Annotated in this window: 23 protein-coding genes; 10 read left to right on the top strand and 13 right to left on the bottom strand. The window is 62.2% G+C overall.

The window, feature by feature from the left end:
* Positions 1-258 precede the first annotated feature (258 nt).
* Together VGH41_RS19545 and VGH41_RS19540 are read left to right on the top strand one after the other, a co-directional pair.
* Complete coding sequence (locus tag VGH41_RS19545; RefSeq protein ID WP_331599174.1) at positions 259-516, top strand: DUF2866 domain-containing protein; 258 nt, start codon at positions 259-261, stop codon at positions 514-516.
* Positions 517-667: 151 nt separating this feature from the next.
* Positions 668-2,113 (top strand): metallophosphoesterase family protein, encoded by a 1,446-nt coding sequence (locus VGH41_RS19540; RefSeq protein ID WP_331599173.1) that lies wholly within the window; start codon positions 668-670, stop codon positions 2,111-2,113.
* Here the strand turns inward: VGH41_RS19540 and VGH41_RS19535 are convergent.
* Positions 2,082-2,477: a GFA family protein gene (locus tag VGH41_RS19535; RefSeq protein ID WP_331599172.1), complete on the bottom strand. Its 396-nt coding sequence runs from the start codon at positions 2,475-2,477 to the stop codon at positions 2,082-2,084. The two genes, VGH41_RS19540 and VGH41_RS19535, sit on opposite strands and share 32 nt — an antisense overlap.
* Positions 2,478-2,938: 461 nt before the next feature.
* On the opposite strand from VGH41_RS19535, the gene VGH41_RS19530 reads away from it, so the two are divergent.
* Complete coding sequence (locus VGH41_RS19530; RefSeq protein WP_331599171.1) at positions 2,939-3,793, top strand: oxidoreductase; 855 nt, start codon at positions 2,939-2,941, stop codon at positions 3,791-3,793.
* A gap of 70 nt (positions 3,794-3,863) precedes the next feature.
* Here the strand turns inward: VGH41_RS19530 and VGH41_RS19525 are convergent, their stop codons facing one another.
* Positions 3,864-5,351 (bottom strand): HD domain-containing phosphohydrolase, encoded by a 1,488-nt coding sequence (locus tag VGH41_RS19525; RefSeq protein WP_331599170.1) that lies wholly within the window; start codon positions 5,349-5,351, stop codon positions 3,864-3,866.
* 160 nt (positions 5,352-5,511) lie between these two features.
* On the opposite strand from VGH41_RS19525, the gene VGH41_RS19520 reads away from it, so the two are divergent.
* A complete protein-coding gene (locus VGH41_RS19520) occupies positions 5,512-6,303 on the top strand; it encodes an alpha/beta hydrolase (RefSeq protein ID WP_331599169.1) in 792 nt (263 codons plus the stop codon).
* A gap of 111 nt (positions 6,304-6,414) precedes the next feature.
* On the opposite strand, the gene VGH41_RS19515 is transcribed toward VGH41_RS19520, so the two are convergent.
* From VGH41_RS19515 to VGH41_RS19490, 6 genes are all read right to left on the bottom strand, one after another.
* Positions 6,415-7,005, bottom strand: a complete 591-nt coding sequence (locus VGH41_RS19515; RefSeq protein ID WP_331599168.1) for a BPSL1445 family SYLF domain-containing lipoprotein — start codon at positions 7,003-7,005, stop codon at positions 6,415-6,417.
* Positions 7,006-7,101: 96 nt separating this feature from the next.
* Positions 7,102-7,281, bottom strand: coding sequence for a CsbD family protein (locus VGH41_RS19510; RefSeq protein WP_331599167.1), 180 nt, complete (start codon positions 7,279-7,281; stop codon positions 7,102-7,104).
* A 289-nt stretch (positions 7,282-7,570) separates the two neighbouring features.
* Entirely contained in the window at positions 7,571-7,759 is a 189-nt protein-coding gene (locus VGH41_RS19505) for a hypothetical protein (protein ID WP_331599166.1), read from the bottom strand.
* Positions 7,760-8,014: 255 nt separating this feature from the next.
* Positions 8,015-8,404 carry a DUF4148 domain-containing protein gene (locus VGH41_RS19500; protein WP_331599186.1) on the bottom strand — a complete coding sequence of 130 codons (390 nt, stop codon included), beginning with the start codon at positions 8,402-8,404 and terminating at the stop codon, positions 8,015-8,017.
* Positions 8,405-8,455: 51 nt separating this feature from the next.
* On the bottom strand, positions 8,456-8,797 hold the full coding sequence (locus tag VGH41_RS19495) for a DUF4148 domain-containing protein (protein WP_331599165.1): 342 nt from the start codon (positions 8,795-8,797) through the stop codon (positions 8,456-8,458).
* 109 nt (positions 8,798-8,906) lie between these two features.
* Positions 8,907-9,173, bottom strand: coding sequence for a DUF4148 domain-containing protein (locus tag VGH41_RS19490; protein ID WP_331599164.1), 267 nt, complete (start codon positions 9,171-9,173; stop codon positions 8,907-8,909).
* A gap of 245 nt (positions 9,174-9,418) precedes the next feature.
* Here VGH41_RS19490 and VGH41_RS19485 point away from each other — a divergent pair, with 245 nt between their 5' ends.
* Together VGH41_RS19485 and VGH41_RS19480 are read left to right on the top strand one after the other, a co-directional pair.
* The gene (locus VGH41_RS19485; protein WP_331599163.1) at positions 9,419-10,093 is read left to right on the top strand and encodes a response regulator transcription factor; all 675 of its coding nucleotides are present in this window, start codon (positions 9,419-9,421) and stop codon (positions 10,091-10,093) included.
* Positions 10,094-10,206: 113 nt separating this feature from the next.
* Positions 10,207-11,799, top strand: coding sequence for an MFS transporter (locus VGH41_RS19480; RefSeq protein ID WP_331599162.1), 1,593 nt, complete (start codon positions 10,207-10,209; stop codon positions 11,797-11,799).
* A gap of 42 nt (positions 11,800-11,841) precedes the next feature.
* Here VGH41_RS19480 and VGH41_RS19475 read toward each other — a convergent pair whose 3' ends face one another.
* A complete protein-coding gene (locus VGH41_RS19475; RefSeq protein ID WP_331599161.1) occupies positions 11,842-12,768 on the bottom strand; it encodes a hypothetical protein in 927 nt (308 codons plus the stop codon).
* 409 nt (positions 12,769-13,177) lie between these two features.
* Between VGH41_RS19475 and VGH41_RS19470 the strand changes: the two genes are divergently transcribed.
* On the top strand, positions 13,178-13,615 hold the full coding sequence (locus tag VGH41_RS19470) for a YciI family protein (protein WP_331599160.1): 438 nt from the start codon (positions 13,178-13,180) through the stop codon (positions 13,613-13,615).
* 119 nt (positions 13,616-13,734) lie between these two features.
* On the opposite strand, the gene VGH41_RS19465 is transcribed toward VGH41_RS19470, so the two are convergent.
* Positions 13,735-14,022 (bottom strand): DUF1330 domain-containing protein, encoded by a 288-nt coding sequence (locus tag VGH41_RS19465; RefSeq protein ID WP_331599159.1) that lies wholly within the window; start codon positions 14,020-14,022, stop codon positions 13,735-13,737.
* Positions 14,023-14,424: 402 nt separating this feature from the next.
* On the opposite strand from VGH41_RS19465, the gene VGH41_RS19460 reads away from it, so the two are divergent.
* Positions 14,425-15,870 carry a cytosine permease gene (locus VGH41_RS19460; RefSeq protein WP_331599158.1) on the top strand — a complete coding sequence of 482 codons (1,446 nt, stop codon included), beginning with the start codon at positions 14,425-14,427 and terminating at the stop codon, positions 15,868-15,870.
* Positions 15,871-15,882: 12 nt separating this feature from the next.
* Here the strand turns inward: VGH41_RS19460 and VGH41_RS19455 are convergent, their stop codons facing one another.
* Positions 15,883-17,331: a PLP-dependent aminotransferase family protein gene (locus VGH41_RS19455; protein ID WP_331599185.1), complete on the bottom strand. Its 1,449-nt coding sequence runs from the start codon at positions 17,329-17,331 to the stop codon at positions 15,883-15,885.
* Between the two features lie 331 nt (positions 17,332-17,662).
* Here VGH41_RS19455 and VGH41_RS19450 point away from each other — a divergent pair, with 331 nt between their 5' ends.
* Positions 17,663-18,466, top strand: a complete 804-nt coding sequence (locus VGH41_RS19450; protein ID WP_331599157.1) for a hypothetical protein — start codon at positions 17,663-17,665, stop codon at positions 18,464-18,466.
* Between the two features lie 24 nt (positions 18,467-18,490).
* Here VGH41_RS19450 and soxR read toward each other — a convergent pair whose 3' ends face one another.
* A complete protein-coding gene (soxR, locus tag VGH41_RS19445) occupies positions 18,491-18,979 on the bottom strand; it encodes a redox-sensitive transcriptional activator SoxR (protein ID WP_331599156.1) in 489 nt (162 codons plus the stop codon).
* Between the two features lie 84 nt (positions 18,980-19,063).
* Here soxR and VGH41_RS19440 point away from each other — a divergent pair, with 84 nt between their 5' ends.
* Complete coding sequence (locus tag VGH41_RS19440) at positions 19,064-20,095, top strand: questin oxidase family protein (RefSeq protein WP_331599155.1); 1,032 nt, start codon at positions 19,064-19,066, stop codon at positions 20,093-20,095.
* A gap of 12 nt (positions 20,096-20,107) precedes the next feature.
* Here the strand turns inward: VGH41_RS19440 and VGH41_RS19435 are convergent, their stop codons facing one another.
* A complete protein-coding gene (locus VGH41_RS19435; RefSeq protein ID WP_331599154.1) occupies positions 20,108-22,675 on the bottom strand; it encodes a penicillin-binding protein 1A in 2,568 nt (855 codons plus the stop codon).
* Between the last annotated feature and the right edge of the window lie 11 nt (positions 22,676-22,686).

The raw sequence follows: 22,686 nt of genomic DNA, 5'->3' as shown, positions 1-22,686 counted from the left end.
GCAGATTTCATTTCCGCGAGCCTGATCGCAGAGAACGTCAGCGCATTGACCAGATTTTATTGCCTTGACGGGCAACGGCTGCGCCTTTCTGACGCGGTTCGGCATTGTTTTAAGTCTGGCTTAATTTTCCCCTGCAACTATCACGCTCAACATCCCCTGTTGAGCCGCCTGAGTATCGGCGGCATTTTTTTAACCTGAGGGGGTGCCACCGGCGCACCGCAAGAATTGGCGCATTGCTGCGAGGGGAACAATAAGATCATGGTTGAAGATACGGTATTCGAACATCTGCGGGCCATGCCCGGTAACGAGTGGGTACGCCAGATCCGGTCCTGCACCGTATCGGACCCGCTGCAGCCTCCATGGGGACGCTCCTATCGGCTCGTCGAATGGACCATGAAGCACACGCCCGAATCATGCCGGCGCGTGGTGCCCGCCGAAAGCACGCCAGCTGAAATCGCTCAAGCGGTGGTCTCGCATATTCCGGGGCGGCGCTTTTGTCAGGAAGGCGAAGGTTAAGGGCACGCTTGCCGGATTTGCCTCGCGTCACGCGTTTGAAAAATTTCCAGCGTTTCATATATTGATGTGACGGATCGGGCTTTGAGCGAAGAACCGTTCGCTCACGGCCCCGCTGCATGCCGACCTTCAATACTGTCCTGGGAGTCTTCGCGTGGCCGACAAAGCAAAATCGACATCCCCCTCCAGCAAATCCCGCCGCAAAACATCCACCTCCGCTGCAACCGGTAACACCGCACTCCCCGACAACGCCGTGACGGCGGCCACCTCCGCGAATTCCACGACGCTCGCGCCGCGCCCCCTGCAGAAGCCCGTCTTCTCGCAGCCTGAACCCACGCCGGACCCGACGGTCTTTCGCGTACGTCATCCGTCCGACGCCAGCGTTTATAAGGAAATCGACAAGCTCAACGCAGAGCACAAGCTGTTTCCGCTACCGTTTCCCGCGCCGCGCGGTGGAACCGAGCCGCAATTGACGCTGGAGCAGGTATTGGGCGCCAATGCCGCCGCGATCAAACAGATCGTCAAGCGCGGCCAGCTCGTGTTTCACGCCACCGGCGATTGCGGCAATACCAAAGGACCGGCCACGCAAAACCAGGTGGCCGACAAGATGACGGCCGACTTTGTCGAAGCCGACGCGAAGGAAGTGCCGCAGTTCATGCTGATGCTCGGCGACGTGGTCTACGACTTCGGCGAAGGCCGCTACTACTACGATCAGTTCTACGAGCCGTATCGCGACTATCCGGCGCCTATCCTGGCCTGCGCGGGCAATCACGACGGCATGGTGTCGCCCGAGGCGCACGCGACGAGCCTCACCGCGTATCTGCGTAACTTCTGCGCCGAAACCTTCACGGTCACGCCCGATGCCGGCGGCCTGTCGCGCACCGCACAAATTCAGCCGGGCGTGTTTTTCACCTTCGAAGCCCCCTTTCTGCGCGTGCTCGTGCTCTACAGCAATACGCTGGAAGACCCGGGTGTGATTGCGGACAGCCAGCATATCGGCAAGAGCCAGCTCGCCTTTCTCGAAGCGGCGCTCAAGCGCGTCAAGGCGGAGAAGTACACCGGCGCGCTGGTGATTGCCGATCATCATCCGCCCTATACCGTCGCGCGGCACGGCTGGAGTGTGGAACTGCTCGCGCAGATCGACGCGATCTGCGAAAAAACGGGGGTGTGGCCGCACGCATTCCTGTCTGGCCACGCGCACAACTATCAGCGCTTCACGCGCACGCGCGGCGCCGACGGCACGCAGATTCCGTACCTTGTATGCGGCAACGGCGGTCACGCAGTGGCAAAACTCTCGAAGCATGGCGAGCCCACGCTGCGCGTGCCGCAGATCGTGCAAACGGCCACGAAGACGACCGATCAGGTCGTGCTCGAAAACTACGACGACGTCAACTTCGGCTATCTGCGCGTGATCGTCACCGACGCGCAGTTGCGCATCGAATATCACTCGGCGAGCGACGGTGTCAGCGCAAAGGCGCCGAACGACTATGTGACGGTCGATCTGACCAGCCGGATGATCGGCCATTTCGCCGCCAGCGACCTCGGCCGTCCGAAGGCGGGCGCCGAGATCAGGGCGATGCTGAAGAAGCAGAAAGGCTAGCCGCGCGGCGGCGCGCTTCGACGGGCTGCGCCGCCTGAGTGGCGCCGTGCTGCGCAGCGTCCAGACACGCAGCGGCAATCGACACATACTCGCCGCCCGTCGTCTCGCGATAGCCACGCCCGAAGCTCGCGACGCCGCACGTCCGGCACACCCGATACTGGCAGCGCGGCGCGCCGAACGGAGGATTGCTGAGTTCCGCTTCACCGGCCAGCAAGCGAAAGTCTTCCGGCTCGACCAGCGTTTCCCAGACCTTCGCGCGCGAGCAGATCCAGCAGTGGCATTGGCGTGTGCCCGCGTTCAGGTCGATATCCGCTTCGAAGCGGACCTTGCCGCACTGACAGCTGCCTTGATAGGTCTTCTTCATGGCTCGATCTCCGCAACGCCCGCTGCATAAGGCGCGAATGTGATGTTGAGAGCGATTCTACGAAGGGGCTCCTGCCAGCGTGCTGTCAGTAGCCACGCCAGCTTTTGCACGGGATGACACCCCGCCACTGCGCGGATGCCCCGACAGCGAGCAGGGTTATCACGCCGGATCGGCAGATCGGCGACAATGGCTTTGCTGCCCTTGCCGCCCACTTCATCGAGCCACCGCATTCTCGCGCGGTCAGCGACTCGACGCGCCATCCACATCAGGCGACGCCACCGGCCCCACGCAGTTTCAACGGGTTGACCGGAGACCGGCGAGGCACGCTAGTCGCAACCGTCAATGGCGTGCCGGCGTATGCCTGCCACGGCTGCGATTTCTGCCCTGCACATTCCCTTCGTTTGCCGGTTGCAAGCCCTGCAACGACTGCAAGCTTTGCAACCTGAACAGGAGTTTCCAACATGATGAATCGAGACAACCCCGTCTGGCTGATCACGGGCTGTTCCACCGGCTTCGGCCGCGAACTGGCGAAGCTGGTTCTGGCTCGCGGCTGGCGCGCGGTCGTCACGGCGCGCGATCCGTCGAAGGTCGCGGACCTTGCCGAGGGCCACGCCGACCGCGCACTCGTGCTGCCGCTCGACGTCACCCGGCGCGAGCAGATCGACCAGGCGGTGGCCAAAACCAGCGAGCGCTTCGGCCGCATCGACGTGCTCGTGAATAACGCCGGCTACGGTTATCTGGCCGCCATTGAAGAAGGCGAAGACGCGGCGGTGCGCGAGATGTTCGAAGCCAATGTGTTCGGCCTCGTGGACATGACCAAGGCCGTGCTGCCGGTGATGCGCAAGCAGCACAGCGGTCTGATCGTCAATGTGTCGTCGATTGGCGGCCTCACCAGCTTTGCGGCGACCGGCTACTACCACGGCACCAAGTACGCCGTGGAGGGCATTTCCGAATCGCTCGCCACCGAGGTCAAGCCGCTGGGTATCGACGTGCTGATCGTCGAACCGGGCCCGTTCCGCACCAACTGGGCGGGACCGTCGATCAAGCAGTCGGCCACGCAGATCGACGCTTACGCGGCCACGGCCGGCGAGCGCCGCAAGCAGACCGCCGCGCGCAGCGGCAACCAGGCGGGCGATCCGGTGCGGGCCGCCCAGGCCATCATCGACGCCGCGCTGTCTGATACGCCGCCGTTGCGCCTGCTGCTCGGCAAGACCGCGCTCGAGCTGGCGCGCAAGAAGCTGGACAGCTTGCGCCACGACTTCGACACCTGGGAAGCCACGACCGTCGGCGCGGACTATCCGGAAGGCGGCAAGTAGCCTCTGCCGGCCTTGTCTGGATGCAGCGGGCGGCGCGCGCTCGCGGCAAGTGCTTCTGTCAGGTTCAGGTTCAGATCAGACCCAGCGTCGACGCCTTCAATGTCGCCGCCGCCCGCGTCGAACATTCGAGCTTGCGGAACACGCTTTCCACGTGGGTGCGCACCGTGCTCGGGCTCATCAGCAGCACCTTGGCGACCTCCTTGTTGCTTGCGCCGAGGCTGATGTGCCGCAACACCTCAGCCTCGCGCGGCGACAGTAGCGCGCCGCGCGCCGGCTTCGTGCGCTCGGCGACCGCCTCCCGCGCGTCCTTTTCGGGCGAGATCGCGCCGGACACCAGCGCCCCCACCGCGTCGGCATCGAAGCGTCCGGCCGCCACCTGCTCGCCCAGCAGCCTGGCCGCGTCATCTACCGACAGCGCGCCACGCCACGGCCGCGCCGAGCGTAACGCCACCCAGCAAGCCGCGGCCGCCAGCACCCGGGCTTCCCGCCCGAGCGCCGCGCCGGCGGTGCCGCGAAAATAGCCTGAGCCGTCGAGCCGTTCATAGGCCTGCGACGCAATCTCCGATTCGCGCGCCAACGCGCCGATCTGCTTGCCGGCGCGCGCGGTCCAGTAGGGCACGAGGCGCACTTTCTCCCACGCGGCCGGGGACAGACGCCCCGGCGTATTCCAGATGGTGTTCGGCACCGCCATGCGTCCCATGCCGTGCAGCAGGCCGGCCAGGTAAGTCGAGCGGCGCATCTCGGCGTCGCAACCGAGGCGCGCGCAACAACCTGCCGCAGCCTCGGCCACGCGACGCGAATAACCCGCCATCCACGGCAGCTTGAGGTCGATCACATCCGCGACGATTTCAGGTGCGGTGCCCTGCTGCATGGGCAGCGCGTCCAGCGGCGCGTCACGGTCCGCCTCATTGTGCCCGTCCAGTTCGGCGAGCCATGCGCCCGCTTGCGCGACGGCGATTCGCGCCAGCGCCTCGGGATATTGACGCCCGGCCTTCTGCGCAATCAGCTTTTGCGCCGAGTCCAGTCCGTAGACGCGGCTGAGGATTTCGAGGTCGCTCGCAAGCGCCACCACAAACACGGCTTCGGGCACCTGCGCGCGGTCGAGCCGTTCGGGCAGGCCACGACCATCCCATGCTTCGAAAATGTGCCGCAGCGCCGCCTGGGTCGTGTCGTCGAGCCCCAGCATGCGGGCGATTTCGCCGGACACCTCACAGTGAATCTGCGCGAGCGGCGTGATGGCCGCCTCCACCTGTCCTTGCGTCTCGGCTTCGCCGGCCCAGCCGGGCCGCATGGCGAGCATTGCCTCGCGGGCGCCGATATCGTCGCCGAGCCACTCGGAAAAGCCCGCTGCATTGGCGGTGCAACCGGACCAGCGCAGCAGCGAGACGGCCTTCACGACGCCGCACCGGGTGTCGTCGTGGCCGGCCTCGGCTGCGAGCCGCGCGGCCAGCCAGCTGGTGCGCAGCGAATGATCGGTTGGCTGTCCCATGCTGAGATCGCCGATGAACGCCAGCGCCTTGACGGCGTCGAGCGCCCGGATAGTTGAAACGTCTGCCATCGATGTCGACCTGTGTTCGTTTGACGCCCGGGCCGCCCGGTTGCACCGCCGGGCTCCGGCAGCCCCTCGGTCATTTGACCGATACAGCCAGCCGGCCGATCAGCGCATCCTTCACTCCGCACTCTGACCCACCCCCGACTACCCCATGAGGATCGATATTATGAAGACCCTGTTCAAAAAGTGTCTGGCCGCCACGCTGATATTCGGCAGCCTCCTGTCGCTCAGCGCCATGGCGCCCGCCAGCGCTGCTACCTCCAATGACGACCTCAAAGGCAAAAACGTCGTGCTGGTGCACGGCGCCTTCGCCGACGGCTCGAGCTGGGACAAAGTCATTCCGCTTCTGGAGGCAAAGGGGCTGCATGTGGTGGCGGTGCAGAATCCGCTCAGTTCGCTCGACGGCGACGTGGCCGCCACGCGCCGCGTGATCGAGCAGCAGGACGGCCCGGTGATTCTGGTCGGCCACTCGTGGGCCGGCGCGGTGATCACCCAAGCGGGCAATGACGACAAGGTCAAGGCGCTCGTCTACGTTGCCGCGTTCGCACCGCAGAAAGACCAGTCCATCAACGACATCCTCAAGGGCAAGCCGGCGCCCGCGTGGGCCGCGGCGCTGCAAAAGGATTCCGCAGGATATCTGACGCTCTCCACCGACGCGATCATCCATGACTTCGCGCAGGATCTGCCGGTCGCCCAGGCGCGCCTCGTGGCGGCGACGCAAGGCCCGTGGTTCGCCGGCTGTACTGACGACAAGGTGACGCAACCCGCGTGGCAAAACAAGCCTTCGTGGTTCGTGGTGACGGGACAGGATCGCATGATTCCGCCGGCACTGCAGACGGCGATGGCGCAGCAGATCAACGCGACGGTGGTGAACGTGAATGCGAGCCACGTGGCGATGCTGTCGAAGCCGACCGAAGTGGCGGCCGCCATTGTCGAAGCAGCGCGGGCGGCGAAGTAAGCGACTTCGGGTGAGCGTTTCCCGGCGAGCGCGACCCGATAAAAAAGCGGTGCGAGGAGGTCCTCGCACCGCTTTTTGCATCGACGCCCACGAGCCCGGCCGGGCAGACGCCTAGATCACGAGACGCGAGATCTTCGATCCTTCCAGCGAGACACCCGCCATCAGGCCCGCGTTGGTGAGCACGAAAGCCTCCACTGGACTCGTTGCCGTCGACGTGTCGACATTGCCGTTCGCCCCGACGTTCAATACCGCCACCGTCGCATCGGCGCCCGCTGCCCAGCCCTGGCTGTTGCGGAAGGTATTCAGCGCATCTTGCGTCATGAACAACAGGACAACCGCCTTCGATTGCGCGCCAATCTGCAAACCGAACGATCCTGCTGCAAGGGTGTAAAAGCCTGCGGTTTGACCGCCCACCCGCAGTGCGCCTTGTCCATACTGGCCGCCCACCCAGAAGCCTGCGGCAATGACCGACGGAAACACCAGCACGCCTTGCGCTTTGGAGACGAGTTCGTGCGAGCCGTGCACGGTTTCATAAAGACGCGTTAGCGTCGAGTCGACTCCCGCATTGATGGATCGGCGTTTGCCGGCATCTGCGGACTCGCCGGTAGCGGAAGAAGGCGGAGTCGTCGTGCAACCGGCGAGCGCGAGACCCGTCGAAGCGAGGGCGGCACTGGTCGAAATAATGAATTGGCGGCGACGCATGGTGAGTTCCTTCTGTTATGTGAATGATAGATAGACAAGCCGCGAGGGGGCGAAGGGTGAATTGGCGGTCGCTGCCGCCAGAACACATCGTCATGCTCAGCGGACGGCCTTCTTGAGCCGCGCTTTCGCATCACCGAAGGACTCCCTGATTCCGCCCGCAACCTGCTGCAAATCGCCTTTGAATTCGCGCGACTTGTTGCCAGTTGCCTTTCCGACGGCTTCATTGAGCTTGCCCTTGACCTTTTGAGTCATCCCTTTCATCTGGTCCTTGTTCATGTGCCCTCCTTGAACGAACTGAGCGAACGAAGTACTGGCCATTCGCGGCTGAACACTCAAATGCAAATTGCGGGCCAGGTCGAATAATACGACGTTGCGGGCGCAACGACTTCGCAGCAACGCGGCGGGGGTCCCCTGATGCTGGACGGATTCGGACAAGGTAATGGGGATGCTGTCGGAGGCGGGCAGAACACGCAGACAGGAAAAAACGACATCCGCCCGGTAGGACTTACGTGTGCTGGCTGGCGTGGGTGTGAGCTTAAGACTGGGTGCGCCTGTTTAGACCTTCCTAGCGCGGCGGGCGAGTGCTCGTGCGGCGCTCTCTGCGGTGTTGTACCAGCAAGGCGACGCCTGCGCCCAAGGCGATCGTCGCGACATAGCCGGCCATGCGCACCACGCTTTCTCCATAGGATCCCGCAAACACCGCGACGCACGTCATGACGACAAAGAGGGCAAGCATTGCCAATGCGAGTCTCATCTTACGGTGCCTCCTCAGGCAATCGGGAACCGGCGCATGGTTCGATGGAGCAGCCAGCGCGTGCATCGACGTGCTCACATCACATCTTGAATCAGATGCGCGATCAACCAGATGTGCAAGTCAGGCAAACCCGATAAACAGACGAGGAATACGGTTCTCTACCTCCGACGCGAACCCCGCAGTCCTCGTTGGCTCGCCACGCTGTGGCTGCGCGAGATTTCGGGTTCGCGATCTGGACGGTTCGCCATGGCGACTTCAGCTCCCGAAGTACACATTACAAAAGCTGACCGGGCCGACGCATGCGTTGTTGCTGCTCTTACCGTTCATCGGAACGTGCGCGCCGCTGGCACTGCTTCCTGACATGCCCGGGCCGGTGCCGGTGTTGTCCGCGCTACTTGCGCTACTTGCGCTCGCTTCGTTGGCGGCCTGATCTTCGGCGGCGACTTTTGCTTCGGCTGTCTGAATATCAGCCGGATAGTTCGCGTCGTCGGCTACTTCGGGCCGATAGCCAGCCTGCTCGACTCGAACGAGGTCCGCGTACACCTGCGCACGCGTCAACGGCGTGTTCGTGGATTGGGCAAAGGAAAGCGCCGGGCTGGCGAGTGCGCTGACAGCTAATGTGAGGCAGAGAAGCGTTTTCATGATTCCATCTCCTGCATTGATTGAGGTCAAAACTGCACGGTCGAGGGCGCGCGATTAGCTGCCGAAATACACTGAGCAAAAGCTCGCGGGTCCCACGCATGACGTGCCGCTGGGTTTGCCCGCCATGCCGCTACGCTTGCCGCTCTGCGCGGAACCGGACATATCCGAACCGACTGCCGGGTTGTCCTGCTGCTTGAGGTGGGCAACCTGCTGCGCGAAGATCGGATTGACTTCGGGGTACGAGGTATCGGTCACAAAACGCGAGCCGTTGTTTTCCGCCTGGATCAGTTCCTGGCGAACTTCGGCGCGGGTCTTTTCCTGTGCAAAGGCATTCGAAAAAACGCTCGTCGAAGCAAGGACGGCGACCGACATGCTGAGCAAAACAAGCTTCTTCATTTTCAACTCCTCAGGGGTGGTGGTAAGTGGCGCATTCATCAAGGTGAACATCGTGGTTGCGCCGGATATTCCGGAATTTCTAAAAATAACTCGTGCGTCCCTCAAACAATTAGTTAGTACTACCATTCGATACATCGACGCCGACAGACATTTGATTGTTTGCCGACGATTCCTGCGCCTGTTGTTTCATGCGCGCCACCTGCTGCGCGAACACCGGGCTCACATCCGGATACGAGGTATCGGTCACGTAGTCGAGACCGTTGTGCTGCGCCTGGATCAATTCCTGATAAACCTGTGCGCGAGTCTTCCCTTCAGCGAAGGCGCTCGATGATGCAAACACGGCGACAGACAACACGGCAAAGGCAATCTTCTTCATGACGAACTCCAGTGAATTTGTTCGGGGTTACGTGAAGGAGAACCCGCCTTTGCCGCGCTTTATTCCCGGCGAAATCGAAAAAGACTGATTTGGATTGGAGAACAAACGAACCGCTGACAAACTTTCCGGCAATCGGGAATAAACCAGGCAGTCGCCGTGTTAGCTGTAGTACAACCACATCCCCGCCCTCACGCAGCAGACACGAACGCCGCGTGAATCCAGCGCGAATCAACGGTACCCCGGCCATGAAAAATGTCTTGACGATTGAAGGTAGTGAGCGTGTAACACACAACTTCGTACCCGCGCTCATGGAAGGCGGCTTCAGTGTGGACGTGGCTTATTCGGGCCGCGCCGGCATGAGTCAGGTCATGGCGCAGCCCTATGACGCAGTGATTCTGGACCGCACGCTGCCGGATCTCGACGCGCTCGCGGTCGTCACGCACCTGCGCGGAATCGGCATGGACATCCCCGTATTGATGATGAGCGCGACATCCGAAGTCGGCGAGCGCATTGAGGGCTTGCGTGCCGGCGCCGATGACTACCTGTGCATGCCATTTTCGTGTGAAGAAATGCTGGTCCGCATGGAGGTGCTGCTGCGCCGCCGAAAGAACCTCCCGGCGGAGCAAACCGTGCTGCGCGTCGACGCCCTGGAACTGAACCTGGTCAAGCGCATGATGACTCACGGTCAAACTACCCAGACTCTGCAAACCACTGAATTCCGCGTGCTCGAATTCATGATGCGGCGCCCGGGCCAGGTCCTGACGCGTACGATGATCCTCGAGGCAATCTGGGGTTTCCACTTCGATCCCTCGACCAACGTGATCGATGTGCACGTCGGGCAGCTGCGCAAGAAACTGGCTGCCCTGGGCACTCGTCCGATGATTCACACCATCAGGGGTGTGGGTTATCGGTTGCGCTGAGAGCCTGCGCACAAAAACGCTTGCCACTTTCAATTGGGAATGCAACAGTCGGTCTGCAACGTAGCGCCATTCGGTCGCTACGCTTCTGCAGCGTTTAACTCAGCGAGCACGCCATGACTCCCGGCACCGCGACGCACGATCCAAGCAGGCAATTGCTGCCGTTTCGCGAATCGCTGCTGGCCATGGTCGGGGTGGCCTGTGTGGCAATGCTGGTTGCTCTCGACCAAACCATCGTCGGCACCGCGCTGCCGCGCATCGTCGCGGAACTCAAGGGCTTCGATCTGTACGCCTGGGTAGCCACCTCGTACATGCTGGCCTCGGTGATCACGATTCCCATCTTCGGCCGCCTCGGCGATCTGTTCGGCCGCAAACCGTTTCTGCTCGCCGCGATTGTTCTGTTTACCGCCGCCTCCGCGCTGTGCGGCATGGCCGCCAACATGCTGTTCCTCGTCATCGCACGCGGCCTGCAAGGCATTGGCGGCGGCATTCTGATCGGCACGGTGTTCGCGACGGTCGCCGATCTGTTCCCCGATCCGAAGCTGCGCCTGCGCTGGCTGGTGTTCGTCACGTCTGCGTTCGGCCTCGCCAATATCGTCGGGCCGACGCTCGGCGGTTTCTTGACCCAATACGGCGGATGGCGCCTGGTGTTTTTCCTCAACCTGCCGATCGGAGTCGTCTCGCTCCTGTTCGTGTACCGTTTCCTGCCGCATCTGCGCCATCCGCGGCACAGCGGTCCGGTGCGGCTGGACTGGGTCGGCGCATTCGTGCTGGCCGTTACCTTCGGTGCGCTGCAATTGCTGATCGAACTGCTCCCCAAAGAAGGGCTTAGCACGGCGACTCTCGTGCTCGGTTCCATCACCGCTGTTTGCAGTTTGACGTTGTGGTTCTGGGAACAGCGCATGGGTTATCCGATCGTGCCGGTCGACATGCTGCTCGATCGCAAACTGGCCGCGCTCTTTGCCATGTCGGTGCTGGGCGGTTTTGCCCTGTTCTCGCTGGTCTTTTACGTGCCTCTGCTGTTTCAGGGCGGCTATGCGATGTCGCCGCACGCTTCAGGCATGCTGATCACCCCGCTCCTGCTCGGCACGACAGTGGGCAGCGTGGTGAACAACCGCATTGTCACGCGTCTGCGGCGCGCCAACGCCATCATGTACGTGGGGTTTGCGTTGTCTGCGCTCGCCTCGCTGAGCGTGGTCGTGCTCAAAGGCAACGAACCCCATCTCGTGTGGATGGCATGCATGGGCATGAGCGGACTCGGCCTCGGCCTGGTGGGCACCAGCCTCACCATCTGTTCACAGCAGATCGTCTCGCGCGATCATCTGGGCGCGGCGACTGCGCTCCTGCAGTCGCTGCGCACCTTTGGCGGCATGCTAGGCACGGTGATGACCGGCGCCTTGCTCGGACATCTCTATACCCGCAGCGTGCATCGATCACTGGATTCGTATCAGGCCACGCAGTGGTTCAAGTCATTTGCGAGTCCGGAACTGCTGGTCGACCGCAACGAGCAGGCCGCCTTGATCACGCGTCTCGTGAGCGCAGGCCATGCCGGCGACGCGATGATGAATTCAGCACGCGGTGCGCTAGTGGAATCGATCCATGTCGGCCTGGCCGTGGCCGCCGTGGCGGCGCTGGTCGGGCTGGGGCTTGCATGGTTCGTGCCGCCGGTACAAGTGGCCCACGCGGACGCCGACGCGCGCCACGGCTAGCCTTGCGCATGCCTGAACATCCAGCGGGCTTGCCGCGCAGCGCTACCAGCCAGTCGGCGCCACCGGATTGACGGTGCGGCTCGGCGCCCCACCGGGTCCAGCGGGATCGGGGTTGCCGAAACGCGGCAGCGCTCCGTCCGCGCGGGCATGTTCCAGTTCCATGCGCACCTCTTCGCGGCTTTTAGGACCTTGCTGCGACACGCTGGGCGTCCACGCTTCGGGCTGTACTGTCTGCGCGGCTTGCGTGGTGGCCGCTTCTGGATGAGGTGCCTGCGTAACCACCGGGGTCGCCGCCTGGATCGCCGTCTGGGAGACCGCCTGAGGCGCCGTCGGAGGAGCGGCTTCAGGCATGGCGGGTCGTAGCAAAGCGGCATCGGCCGCTGCAGCGGTCACGGGTGGGGTGGACGCTTCGACAGCCGGATCGCGACTCGTTGCGGGGCTCACTTGCGGCGCACTGCTGCGGCGCGCGTGATGCGTACGGTCGCCATGCGCCCACGAGCGCGTCGCAAAGCGGTTCGACGCCTCGCTCTTCTGCTGGTTCGCTTCATCGACGACGGGCGCTGGCGTCTCCGACTTCTGTTCGCGCGCCTCGAGCTCCCTTTGTAGCGCGCGCACGCGCACGTCATCCTTATTGAGAGTCTGCTCCGCGCTCAACAACAACACCTTTGCAGAAGCAAGATCATTGCGCTTTAGCGTGGCGCGCACGGCATCGAGAACCTGGTTTACAGCGGCATCTGCGCGAGCGTTCGCCTGTGGGCTCGGCAATATTTGCCCGGACGTCTCCGTTCCGGACGGTGGAGTGCGCTCCAACGCGGCTGAAGTCGCAGCGTCATGACGCTCGTAGCCTGACTGATATGCGGGAAGCGGCTCGTCGGCGGGCCGCAAAACAAACGCGGCGCTCGCAATCACGCCGATCAGCAGGCTGGCAAGGACGGCTATCTTAGGGTTGCTGATGGGTTTGGCAAACATGACATCCAGTCCGTAAAGCATGGGAAGGCGCTACGCGCATGGAACGGCGTTGCGGTGGCGGCCTGAAGGTCGCAAGGCAATCGCGACAAGGCAATACGGTGGGCGCAAGAATCGCAAGTGCGTTGCGGCAATGGCCTGACCATATGCTCACTTGAGCTACGGATGAATGCATCGATCAGATGCGCCAAGCTTCAGCGAAGATCCGCCAAGTTCGGGTTTTGGTGCGGTGTAGGGCCGTCCTGCTTGCCGCAGGATCGTTTCGTCAGATTAAATGGCGGGCGCGCGGAGCAAATCCTCTAGAATCGGCGTCGATTTCGGCGCGCCCGATTCGTCGTCGTATCAAAGCCGCTTGATCGACCTCATCTCGCACGGGGTACGCGGCTTTCACAACCACTCAAGGAGATGTTCAATGCGAGTCATGGTGATGGTCAAGGCGACCGCCCAATCGGAAGCCGGCAAGATGCCCAGCACGGAACTGCTTGCCGCCATGGGCAATTTCAACGAAGAACTGGTCAAGGCAGGCGTCATGCTCGCCGGTGAAGGTTTGCGCCCGAGCGCGGCGGGCAAGCGGGTACAGTTCGCGGGCAGTCGGCGAACCGTGCTCGACGGGCCGTTTGCGGAGACCAAAGAACTCGTCGCCGGGTTCTGGCTCTGGCAAGTGAAGTCCATGGAAGAAGCCCTGGAATGGGTTAAACGCTGCCCCAATCCGATGGAAGGCGAATCTGAAATCGAAATCCGGCCGCTGTTCGAGGCTGAAGATTTTGGCGCTGACTTCACGCCCGAACTGCGCGAGCAGGAAGAACGTCTACGCGCCCAGACCGGCAACGCGGCGAATCAGCCGCGTTAAGGATTGCGTCGGCCAGAACGCGTAGGCCAACGCGAGCGCCCTTGGCGCTCGCGCGCTGATATCGAGGCGCCGGCGCGATTACGTTACTGGGCGCGGCGCCTGGAACGGGGGCGCCGACGTCATACGCCTTCGACGAGCACCGCGCGGTAGCGCGATCCCTTGAAGCGGTGTTGCGCGACCTCCTGATACGCCGCACCGTCGTACCACGCACGCGCCGCCTCCGTTGAGGGAAACTCCACGATCACGACACCTTCCGGCGCGTCGCCCTCGAGCACCTGTTGAGGTCCGTAGGCGGCGAGTATCTTGATGGGGTGCCCCACGAAAGTAGCCGCGACCTTCTGCATGTAAGTGTCGAGCTCAACCTGATCCTGCGTGCTTTCCCGTGTAAAGACGATGTACGTAGCCATACGCGTGCCCCTCCATTGGTGTGTGAATGTGCCGAGCGATAATGCCACGAATTCGGGCATGCGGCCGGCTCGTGACTGACCGGCAATGCTGGGCACCGGTCATCCTGGCTAGACATATCCGCAATTTGTCTGGTGCACTCCAGCGCCCTCCAGCGCAGGTTGCAACGCTGGATCCTGCTTCGCGCAAGGGCATTTCTCCGCAATTCATGAAATCGACTCCGGGCGCAGTTTCCGGGTAAACGATGAAGCAGCTAGCTTGTCTAGACATATTGATTCGCCTACAGTCGATCTGGTCGGCCACGCGCATCTGAACGGGTCCGGCGCGGGCCCCCCCGAAAGCATGGGTCGAGACTTTAAAAACCGGCGATACGCAACCAGCGGCGCCACGGCTAGAGGATTTCAATGTCTGCATTCAATGACCGCACGCCGGCTCGCGTCGTTGCCGAGCGCCGCACCATCGATTACATTCCGGACGCCGAACGCCATGGTGGTCTGTTGAGCCAGTTCACGCTGTGGATCGCGGCCAACCTGCAAATCACGGCCATCGTGACGGGCGCACTCGCGGTCGTGCTGGGCGGCGACGTGTTCTGGTCGCTAGTCGCACTTCTGTTAGGGCAGGTGATCGGCGGGGCGGTGATGGCACTGCACGGCGCGCAAGGTCCGCAACTCGGCTTGCCCCAAATGATTTCCAGCCGCGTGCAATTCGGTGTCTACGGTGCCGTGATTCCCATCGCGCTGGTTTGCCTGATGTATGTCGGCTTCTCGGCGAGCGGCTCGGTGCTGGCCGGCCAGGCGGTCGCTCAACTAATGCATGTGGACGACGCGCTGGGCATCGTCGTATTTACCGCCATCATCGTCGTATTCACGGTGCTCGGTTACCGCGTGATTCACGGCATTGGGCGGATTGCGAGCGTGGTCGGCGTGATTGCGTTCGTCTATATGTTCGCGCAACTGCTGATTGGCCACGACGTGTCCGCGTTGCTGACGAATCGCCACTTCACGCTCTCCAGTTTCCTGCTGTCGATGTCATTGTCCGCGTCATGGCAGATCGCTTTCGGCCCGTACGTGGCCGACTATTCGCGCTATCTGCCACGCTCGACCTCACCGCGTAAAACCTTTTGGGCCATTGGCCTTGGCTCGGTGATCGGCGCGCAAACTTCCATGATATTCGGCGTATTCGCCGCCGCGCTCGCCGGCAAACAATTCTCGGGACATGAAGTGTCGTTCGTCGTCGGTCTGGGTGCGAGCGGCGGCATCGCCGCCCTGCTCTACTTCGCCATCGCCTTCGGCAAGATCACCATCACCACGCTCAATGCCTACGGCAGCGTAATGTCCCTCACCACGGTGGTCAGCGGTTTCAAGGGCGACAACCGCCTGTCCACGCGCGGCCGGCTTGCCTACATTCTGGTGATGGTCGGCGCCGCGATGTGGCTCGCACTGGCAGGACGTCACGCGTTTTTGAAGGAGTTCTCGTCGTTCATCCTGTTCCTGCTCGCCTTCTTCACACCGTGGAGCGCGATCAATCTGGTCGACTATTACTTCATCACCCGCGACCGTTACGACGTACCTGCACTCTACGATCCAAACGGACGCTATGGACGCTGGAATGTGACCGGCATAGTCATCTATGTGATCGGCGTGCTGGTGCAGTTACCGTTCATTTCCAGCGCGTTCTATACGGGTCCGCTGGTCGATGCGCTCGATGGAGCGGATATCTCCTGGATCATTGGACTCGCGGTGCCCGCTGTGCTGTATTTCGTCGCCGCACGTCGCGCCGTCGAGCACATACCGTCCCAGCTGATCTTGCCCACGGATCCCGCGCTCGTTGCGAAGCCGTTCTCGAAGTAAGCGATCCGGTGCCTACGGAATGCGGCGCCGCGGCTCTTGTGCGTGCTGCAGATGCGCCGTCAACTCGCCAAGCGTGATCAACGCGTTTTCAATCGCCGTCGACCACGCGTAGCTGTAATTCAGACGGATACAGTTCCCATAGGCATTGGACGTTGAAAACATGTAGCCCGGCCCCAGGGTAATTTGCCGCTCGAGTGCGCGTTCATAGAGCGTGAGCGAATCGACTTGCGGCGGCAACTCGACCCACAGAACGTAGCCGCCCATAGGATGCGACGTTCGCGTACCTTCAGGAAAGTAACGCTCAATCGTGGTACGCATCAGGTTCGCATTCTGCTCATACGTTTTGCGCAGGCGGCGCAGATGATGCTCGTAACGTTCGTGATTCAGGTACTCGGCGATCGCCTTTTGCGCAATAGAGGGGGTGGTCAGCGTATTGAGAAATTTGAGCTTCTCAACCTGGTCCCTGAAACGGCCGGGGATGGCCCAGCCGATGTGGTGTCCCGTTGTCAGGCTCTTTGAAAACGACGAACAATGCAACACCAGCCCGTGCTTATCGAGCGCCTTCAATGAAGTGGGACGCAAATCGCCGAAGTACAGTTCGTTATAGACGGCGCTTTCAATGAGGGGCACGGCATGCCGCGCCGATAGATCCACCAGCCTTTGCATGTTCGTTTCAGACATCCTGAACCCGAGCGGGTTCTGGAAATTCGGCATCACCATGCAGGCAGCAACGCGCTCCTGCTTGAAGATGCGCGCAAGCGCGACAAGATCAATGCCCTTTTTCGCGTGCGTCGGCACTTCGATCGCGCGCAAACCCATGCGCTCGATTGCATGGAGCATGGCGTAAAAGGTGGGCGATTCGACGGCAATCGTGTCGCCTGGCTTCGCCACCGCTTGCAGGCAAAGATTGATCGCTTCCGTCGCGCCTATGGTTACGATGATCTCGTTCGGATCGACCGCCTGGCCGTTTTCCGCATACCGTTTCGCAATTTGCCTGATCAACTCCGGGTTACCGGGCGGCAATTCATCGGCGGCGCCCCAAGGTGCGTTTCGGCGGCCAATCGTGGCGCCGTAGGCGTCGATCTTTTGCACCGGGAATAACGAAGGATCAGGGTACGGCGAGCCAAGCGGTATTGCGTCGTTGTGAATCGAGCGTAACGTGGACAGAACGAGGCGGCTGACGTCGACCTGCGCGGACACGGCTATCGGCTTCGCAGCGCGCAGCTCATGCGCCGGCGTCTGCCCGGTCACGCATTCCGGATGCACGAAATAGCCCGATTTGGGTCGACTCTGGACCACCCCCTTGCTTTCGAGCAAAAGGTAGGCGTGCAACACCGTTTTGATACTCAACTGGTGCTGCTGACTGGTCTGCCGGACCGAAGGGATGCGGTCACCGGGGAGAAAAATGCCGCTCCGGATCTGCTCTTCAAGCTTAGTGGCTAGCTTCTCGTACAGCTTCACGGCTTTCACGTTGGGTTTGCCTGGCGCAGTGAGTGCGCGAGCGTTGCGGAAGCGTTGACTGCACCGGGTGGAGTTCAGACTGCCGTGGATTCGTTGCGCGCCGCATCAAAAGAATCGAGACCGTAATATACCATCAGATATAACGGTGTTGCTTCCACGCTCTACCCCGAGCCGCCGGCCGACCTGTCGACGTACGCGGGTTCGCCCAGATATTGGTCAAGCTGACCCAGGCCAGTCCGCAAACGGCGACAAAAAGTAATGCGGAGGTGTGCTGCTCACATTGACCCGACAAGGCTTTGCGATAGACTTCCCTCGTCCAGGAGAGTCCATTGTGTCCGATCTGAAATACCGGCTGATTCGTTTGCACACCGTGTGCGCCCTCGCCTGCATGGCGACGCTCGCGCACGCCGCAGCGCCGCAAGGCGCGTCGACGCCCACGCAGGCGAGCACGGCTGCGGCTGCCGTCTCGACTTCCATCCTGTCCAGTGCGCCTTTTGTCGGCGACGACCCCGTTGCCATCAGAGATGCGCTGGCCAAGGAGAGTATTCACGCCAATTCACCTTCGCTGACGCGGCGCATCGAAAAGTTGATTCATGTGCCCGAAAAAGCGCCGCAGGACCTCAACCTGGCCAGACATCATCTCGACCGCGAAATGGCCTTTATTGTGCCGGTGCCCTATGGCGTACTCTACCGGTCCAGGACGCATCTGCTGACGGTGGATGTCGACCTCTCCGCGGACGATCAGCCCGGCGTGTTGCTGCTCAAGAAGACGGTTGTCGGGCCGAGCGGGCGCGGGCTCGTCATCGCGCCGGAAGCCAAAGCGAAGGGCTATATCCAGAACATCGACGTGATCGGACTCAAGGCCGACGACGAAAGCAAGACCAAAGTCCACGGGCGCATGACCCTTACGCAGACAGCTTTCGCCGACGCGAACGGCGACTTCGCCATCGCGATCATCTGCAGTTTGACGCCGCCCTATCTGAGCGACCGGCACGATCACAGCGATCCGACCGACGACGAGCCTACCGACATCACGACCCGAACCTCGACGCTTTACACCAACGTCGACGCCGTCTGGCTGGTCAGCCCGCAAAAAGGCATCGTTTTGTCAAAGAAGCTGCATCTGTCGAAATAAGGCGAACGAGCAGGCCTGCCGGCATCACTTCTTGCGCTTCTCCGGACTGCACTCCGCCAGCACCGCCTGCGCCGTGTCACCCATCAGATAGCGGGCGCCGCTGCCGCGCCGCCGGGCGCCGTCTTCGGGGTTGTAGAGTGCACACGCTTTGAGCGAAAGGCAGCCGCAGCCCACGCACGATGCCAGCTGGTCACGCAATGCGATGAGACCGTCAATACGCTCCTGAAGCAGCGGCTGCCAGGCGCGCGACAGACGTTCCCAATCCTGTTTGGTGGGGGTTCGTTGCCCCGGCAATGCGGCAAGCGCCGAGCGAATCTCCGCGAGATTCAACCCGACCGCCTGCGCCGCGCGGATAAAACCGACCCGGCGCAACATGTCCCTGCGATACTGCCGTTGCCCTCCTTCCGTCCGGGTACTGGTGAGCAGCCCCTGCTCCTCGTAGAAACGGATCGCACTTGCCGCAACGCCGGAGCGCCTGGCAAGTTCGCCAATGGTGATGGTGGTTTCGTTCATGGAGCTCCCCGAAATGAGCACTTGACTTCAAGTTTACTTTAACTTTGATAATCAGGCACCTCCCTTCGATTGCGAGACGCCCTCATGCAACAAGACCCGGTTCATCTCAAGCTGAACCTGCTTCTCGATGCCAACGCAGGCTTCGATCTGGCGGCTAGAGGTACCACCAACCATTGTCCGATGGCGCTGGTTGCGTTAGCGCGAATGGGGGCCTCCCCGGCCCGGCTGCAAGCGTTCTTCGACATGTGGGCGCGCGAGTACGCATTGAATGCGGTGCCAGTCGGCACCATCGTTCGTCGCCACGCATGGTGGCAATACCTGGGCAACCAAGGCGCATTCGGTGCGTTGCGGCTTTGCTTTCTGAACTGGATTACGGATGTGGGCGCTCTGCCGGTCATCACGACCGTATTGGAGGAAGCCCCGTTTGCGCCCGCCACGCTGGCCTTTCACGCGTTGATCCGCCTCGCTTACGGGATGGAGGCGAAGCACCACGGCGAGATTGCCACCGCGCTTGCCGCCTACGTGTCGTCGCATCTGCCCGTCGAGCTTGAGTTGGACGCGAGCGCTCCGGCCGAAAGCGCCGAAGCAGGCTTCGAGCGCGTGATCCAGGCGATGCGCGATGTGGTGGTCCCGGGTCAATCCATCACGGCACGCCTGGGCGTCGTGGCCAGCGACGCGCGCTTTCGCGCTGCGGTGCTCGCACCCCCCGCTCACGCTTGTCTCGACGAGCTGGCTCACGCGACGCTTCGCGCCTACTGGCGCATGCCGGACTTCACGGTGCTTCACACCGTGACCGCGACGCACGCCGCGCGCATCGTCTTTGCCGGACTGCCCGATTCAATGGTCAGCCGCTTGCTGCCGGGGATGTGGATTGCACTTTGTGCAGCGTATGCGACGATCGCCGGCCGCGTGAAAGAAACTGGCGAAGTACCGCTTGCCGCAGCGGATTGGAACGAGGTGTGCAGGATGGCTGTCGCCTCCGATGACGATCACGTGATCAAGATGACTTACACGTGTCTTTGCGAAGACCGCCGCCATCCCTCGCCGCTTTATCTCGCGTCTGCGGCGAGACTCGTAGGAGTCTCGCAAGCAAAGCGGAAGCGAGTCCCGGCATGAGTTGACAGTCGCTCAGTCGGCATTCGCACCCGCGGGTGCTTCCGGTACATCCGGCGTGGGCGTGGGCGACGAACCCGGCGCCTCGGACGGGAACGTGCCGAAGCTTTGCGAGCCGTTCGCTGCGGGTGCCGCCTGCGTCGCAGATGTCTCTCGCGGCGGCGCGGCGTTCGTTGCTGCCGATGCGGCCATGCCGCTTGATCCGACGCTCGAAGCAGATCGAGACGCCGAAGCGGGCTCGCCGATCAACGGCGGCATTTCACGCGGTGCCGGCGTAGCTTGTGGCGTGACCGGGGCTACCGGGAGCGCAGGTGTAAGCGGCGCCGCCTTGGGCGACGCGTGACGCACCGGCGCTACCGGCGCCTTCACCGGCGGCTTCGATCCGAATAGATGGGCAATCCACGTATGCAATTTATCGCGGAACTGATCAAGGATCCCCGGTTGCACGTCGGTCGCAAAGCGTGCACGCGTATCGATCAGCCGCGCGCGCAACGCGCGCTGATAGAAATCGCCGACGATCGGCAATGCGGTATGCGCGCCTTCGCCCCAATAGTTGCTGCCCAGCGTCACGCGTCCGTCATCGAAACCGACCCATGCGCCCGCAACCAGTTGCGGATGCATCAAAATGAACCAGCCGTCGGCATTGTCCTGCGTCGTCCCCGTCTTGCCTGCCACGTCCGCGCGAATGCCGAAGCGCGAACGAATGCTCGCACCCGTGCCGCGATTCACGACATCACGCATCACGTCGATCAGCGTCCGGTCCGCGGCGGCTGGCAATGCCTGCTCCGGGGTCGCCGGCTGAAACTGCGCAAGCACGTTGCCGTTGTGATCCTCGATGCTCGTGACCATGCGCGGTTCAAGGTACGCGCCGTCGTTGGCAATCGTACTGTAGGCCGACACCATTTCCTTGATCGTCACCGGGCTCGTGCCCAGTGCGAGCGACGGCACCGCGTCGAGCTGACCGTCGCGCACGCCCATGGCGCGCGCGAGGCGCACCACCTTGTCCGGACCCACGTCTTCCATCATCTGCGCGGTGATGCGGTTACGCGAAAACGTTAGTGCATCGCGCAACGTCATGGGCTTGCCGGAGGGCGGCACGTCGTCGTTCGGACGCCAGATCTCACCGCCCTTGAGTTGTATTTCGACGGGCTGATCGATGAAGGTGTCGGTCGGCTTCGCGCCGTTTGCAAATGCAGCGCCGTAGACGAACGGCTTGAATGTCGAGCCCGGCTGACGCCGCGACTGCTGCACGTGATCGAACGGCTCGTCAGCGAAATCGCGGCTGCCGACCCATGCCTTGATCTGGCCGTTGCGCGGATCAATGGCGAGAAAACCCGCCTGCACCTCGGTCTTGTCATGGCACAGCGTACGCACGAACGTGCGATCTGCACCTAGATGCTGGAGCGCTTCGTCATCGCTCTGACCCGCACTGCGCGCGGCGCGGTAATCCGGCGTTTCGCGCATGAAGGTCTTGAAGAGATCGTTGCCCGGCGCGCAGCCGGAGCGTCCGCTCCAGGCCGAATTGGCGATGGCTTGCAGCGCGTTGCCTTGCAACGCGACCGCTGCGCTCGCCATCGATTGCAGGCGCGAGTCGATCGTCGTATGAACGATCAGCCCGTCGGAATAGATGTTGTAGTCGTTGCGATCGGCCCACGTGATCAGCCATTTGCGTAGCTGCTGGGCAAAATGCGGCGCCGGCCCGGGCGGCTCGATTTGACGCTCGAAATCGACGCGCAACGGCTTGCGCTCGAGCTTTGCTTCGTCCGCGGGCGACAGCCGCCCGTATTTGACCATTTGCCCGAGCACGGTATTGCGCCTGTCGAGCGCGCGTTCCGGATTCAGCACCGGGTTGTAATAGCTGTTGCCCTTTAGCATACCGGTCAGCGTGGCGCTTTCCAGAATGTCCAGTTGATCCGCCGATTTGCCGAAGTAGGTGCGCGAAGCCATTTCCACACCGTACGCGTTGTAGAGAAACGGTACGGTGTTCAGGTACGTTTCGAGAATCTGTGGCTTGCTATAGGCCAGTTCGATCTTGAGCGCGGTGATGGCTTCTTTCACCTTGCGCGTTAGCGTGGGCGCACGGCCGATTTCGTCGGGATAGAGATTGCGCGCCAGTTGCTGGGTGATCGTCGAGCCGCCCTGGCGAGCACCGCCGAACGTATGCAGCGCCGCCGACGCGGTGCGCCGCCAGTCGATGCCGTGATGCTCGTAGAAGCGATGGTCTTCAGTCGAAATCAGTGCGTCGACCATGTGAGGCGAGATCTCGGCCAACGCGACCCATTCGCGGTTAGACGGTTTGTATTCGGCGAGCAGCTTGCCGTCAGCTGAGAGAATCTGCGCCGGCTGATCGACCCGCGCCTTGCGAATGTCGCTAATGCTGGGCGTGAACGGAATCAGCATGATTACATACAGCAGAACCAATGCTGGCGGCGTAACGAGCGTGAGCAGGATGCCGCGCCGCGTCGGATGCCGCACATGAAACAGCGCCGTTACCAGCACGGGCTTGAGCAGGCGCAGGACGAAGCGGATCAGTTCAACGAGCAAACTAAAGGCAGCGCCCACCACGCGTGCAAGCCGGCCCATCCATTTGATAC

Source organism: Paraburkholderia sp. (genome assembly GCF_036488795.1).
Classification (GTDB): Bacteria; Pseudomonadota; Gammaproteobacteria; order Burkholderiales; family Burkholderiaceae; genus Paraburkholderia.
Note: the sequence above shows the minus strand (reverse complement) of the source record. Positions and strands in the feature narration are given on the sequence as shown.

Coding starts and splice junctions, on each gene's coding strand:
- VGH41_RS19480 (WP_331599162.1), top strand. CDS start 10,207: ATGACTCCCGGCACCGCGACGCACGATCCAAGCAGGCAATTGCTGCCG.
- VGH41_RS19520 (WP_331599169.1), top strand. CDS start 5,512: ATGAAGACCCTGTTCAAAAAGTGTCTGGCCGCCACGCTGATATTCGGC.
- VGH41_RS19530 (WP_331599171.1), top strand. CDS start 2,939: ATGATGAATCGAGACAACCCCGTCTGGCTGATCACGGGCTGTTCCACC.
- VGH41_RS19435 (WP_331599154.1), bottom strand. CDS start 22,675: ATGGGCCGGCTTGCACGCGTGGTGGGCGCTGCCTTTAGTTTGCTCGTT.
- VGH41_RS19475 (WP_331599161.1), bottom strand. CDS start 12,768: ATGTTTGCCAAACCCATCAGCAACCCTAAGATAGCCGTCCTTGCCAGC.
- VGH41_RS19535 (WP_331599172.1), bottom strand. CDS start 2,477: ATGAAGAAGACCTATCAAGGCAGCTGTCAGTGCGGCAAGGTCCGCTTC.
- VGH41_RS19465 (WP_331599159.1), bottom strand. CDS start 14,022: ATGGCTACGTACATCGTCTTTACACGGGAAAGCACGCAGGATCAGGTT.
- VGH41_RS19510 (WP_331599167.1), bottom strand. CDS start 7,281: ATGAACAAGGACCAGATGAAAGGGATGACTCAAAAGGTCAAGGGCAAG.
- VGH41_RS19505 (WP_331599166.1), bottom strand. CDS start 7,759: ATGAGACTCGCATTGGCAATGCTTGCCCTCTTTGTCGTCATGACGTGC.
- VGH41_RS19545 (WP_331599174.1), top strand. CDS start 259: ATGGTTGAAGATACGGTATTCGAACATCTGCGGGCCATGCCCGGTAAC.
- VGH41_RS19525 (WP_331599170.1), bottom strand. CDS start 5,351: ATGGCAGACGTTTCAACTATCCGGGCGCTCGACGCCGTCAAGGCGCTG.
- soxR (WP_331599156.1), bottom strand. CDS start 18,979: ATGAACGAAACCACCATCACCATTGGCGAACTTGCCAGGCGCTCCGGC.
- VGH41_RS19440 (WP_331599155.1), top strand. CDS start 19,064: ATGCAACAAGACCCGGTTCATCTCAAGCTGAACCTGCTTCTCGATGCC.
- VGH41_RS19460 (WP_331599158.1), top strand. CDS start 14,425: ATGTCTGCATTCAATGACCGCACGCCGGCTCGCGTCGTTGCCGAGCGC.
- VGH41_RS19495 (WP_331599165.1), bottom strand. CDS start 8,797: ATGAAGAAGCTTGTTTTGCTCAGCATGTCGGTCGCCGTCCTTGCTTCG.
- VGH41_RS19470 (WP_331599160.1), top strand. CDS start 13,178: ATGCGAGTCATGGTGATGGTCAAGGCGACCGCCCAATCGGAAGCCGGC.
- VGH41_RS19515 (WP_331599168.1), bottom strand. CDS start 7,005: ATGCGTCGCCGCCAATTCATTATTTCGACCAGTGCCGCCCTCGCTTCG.
- VGH41_RS19490 (WP_331599164.1), bottom strand. CDS start 9,173: ATGAAGAAGATTGCCTTTGCCGTGTTGTCTGTCGCCGTGTTTGCATCA.
- VGH41_RS19485 (WP_331599163.1), top strand. CDS start 9,419: ATGAAAAATGTCTTGACGATTGAAGGTAGTGAGCGTGTAACACACAAC.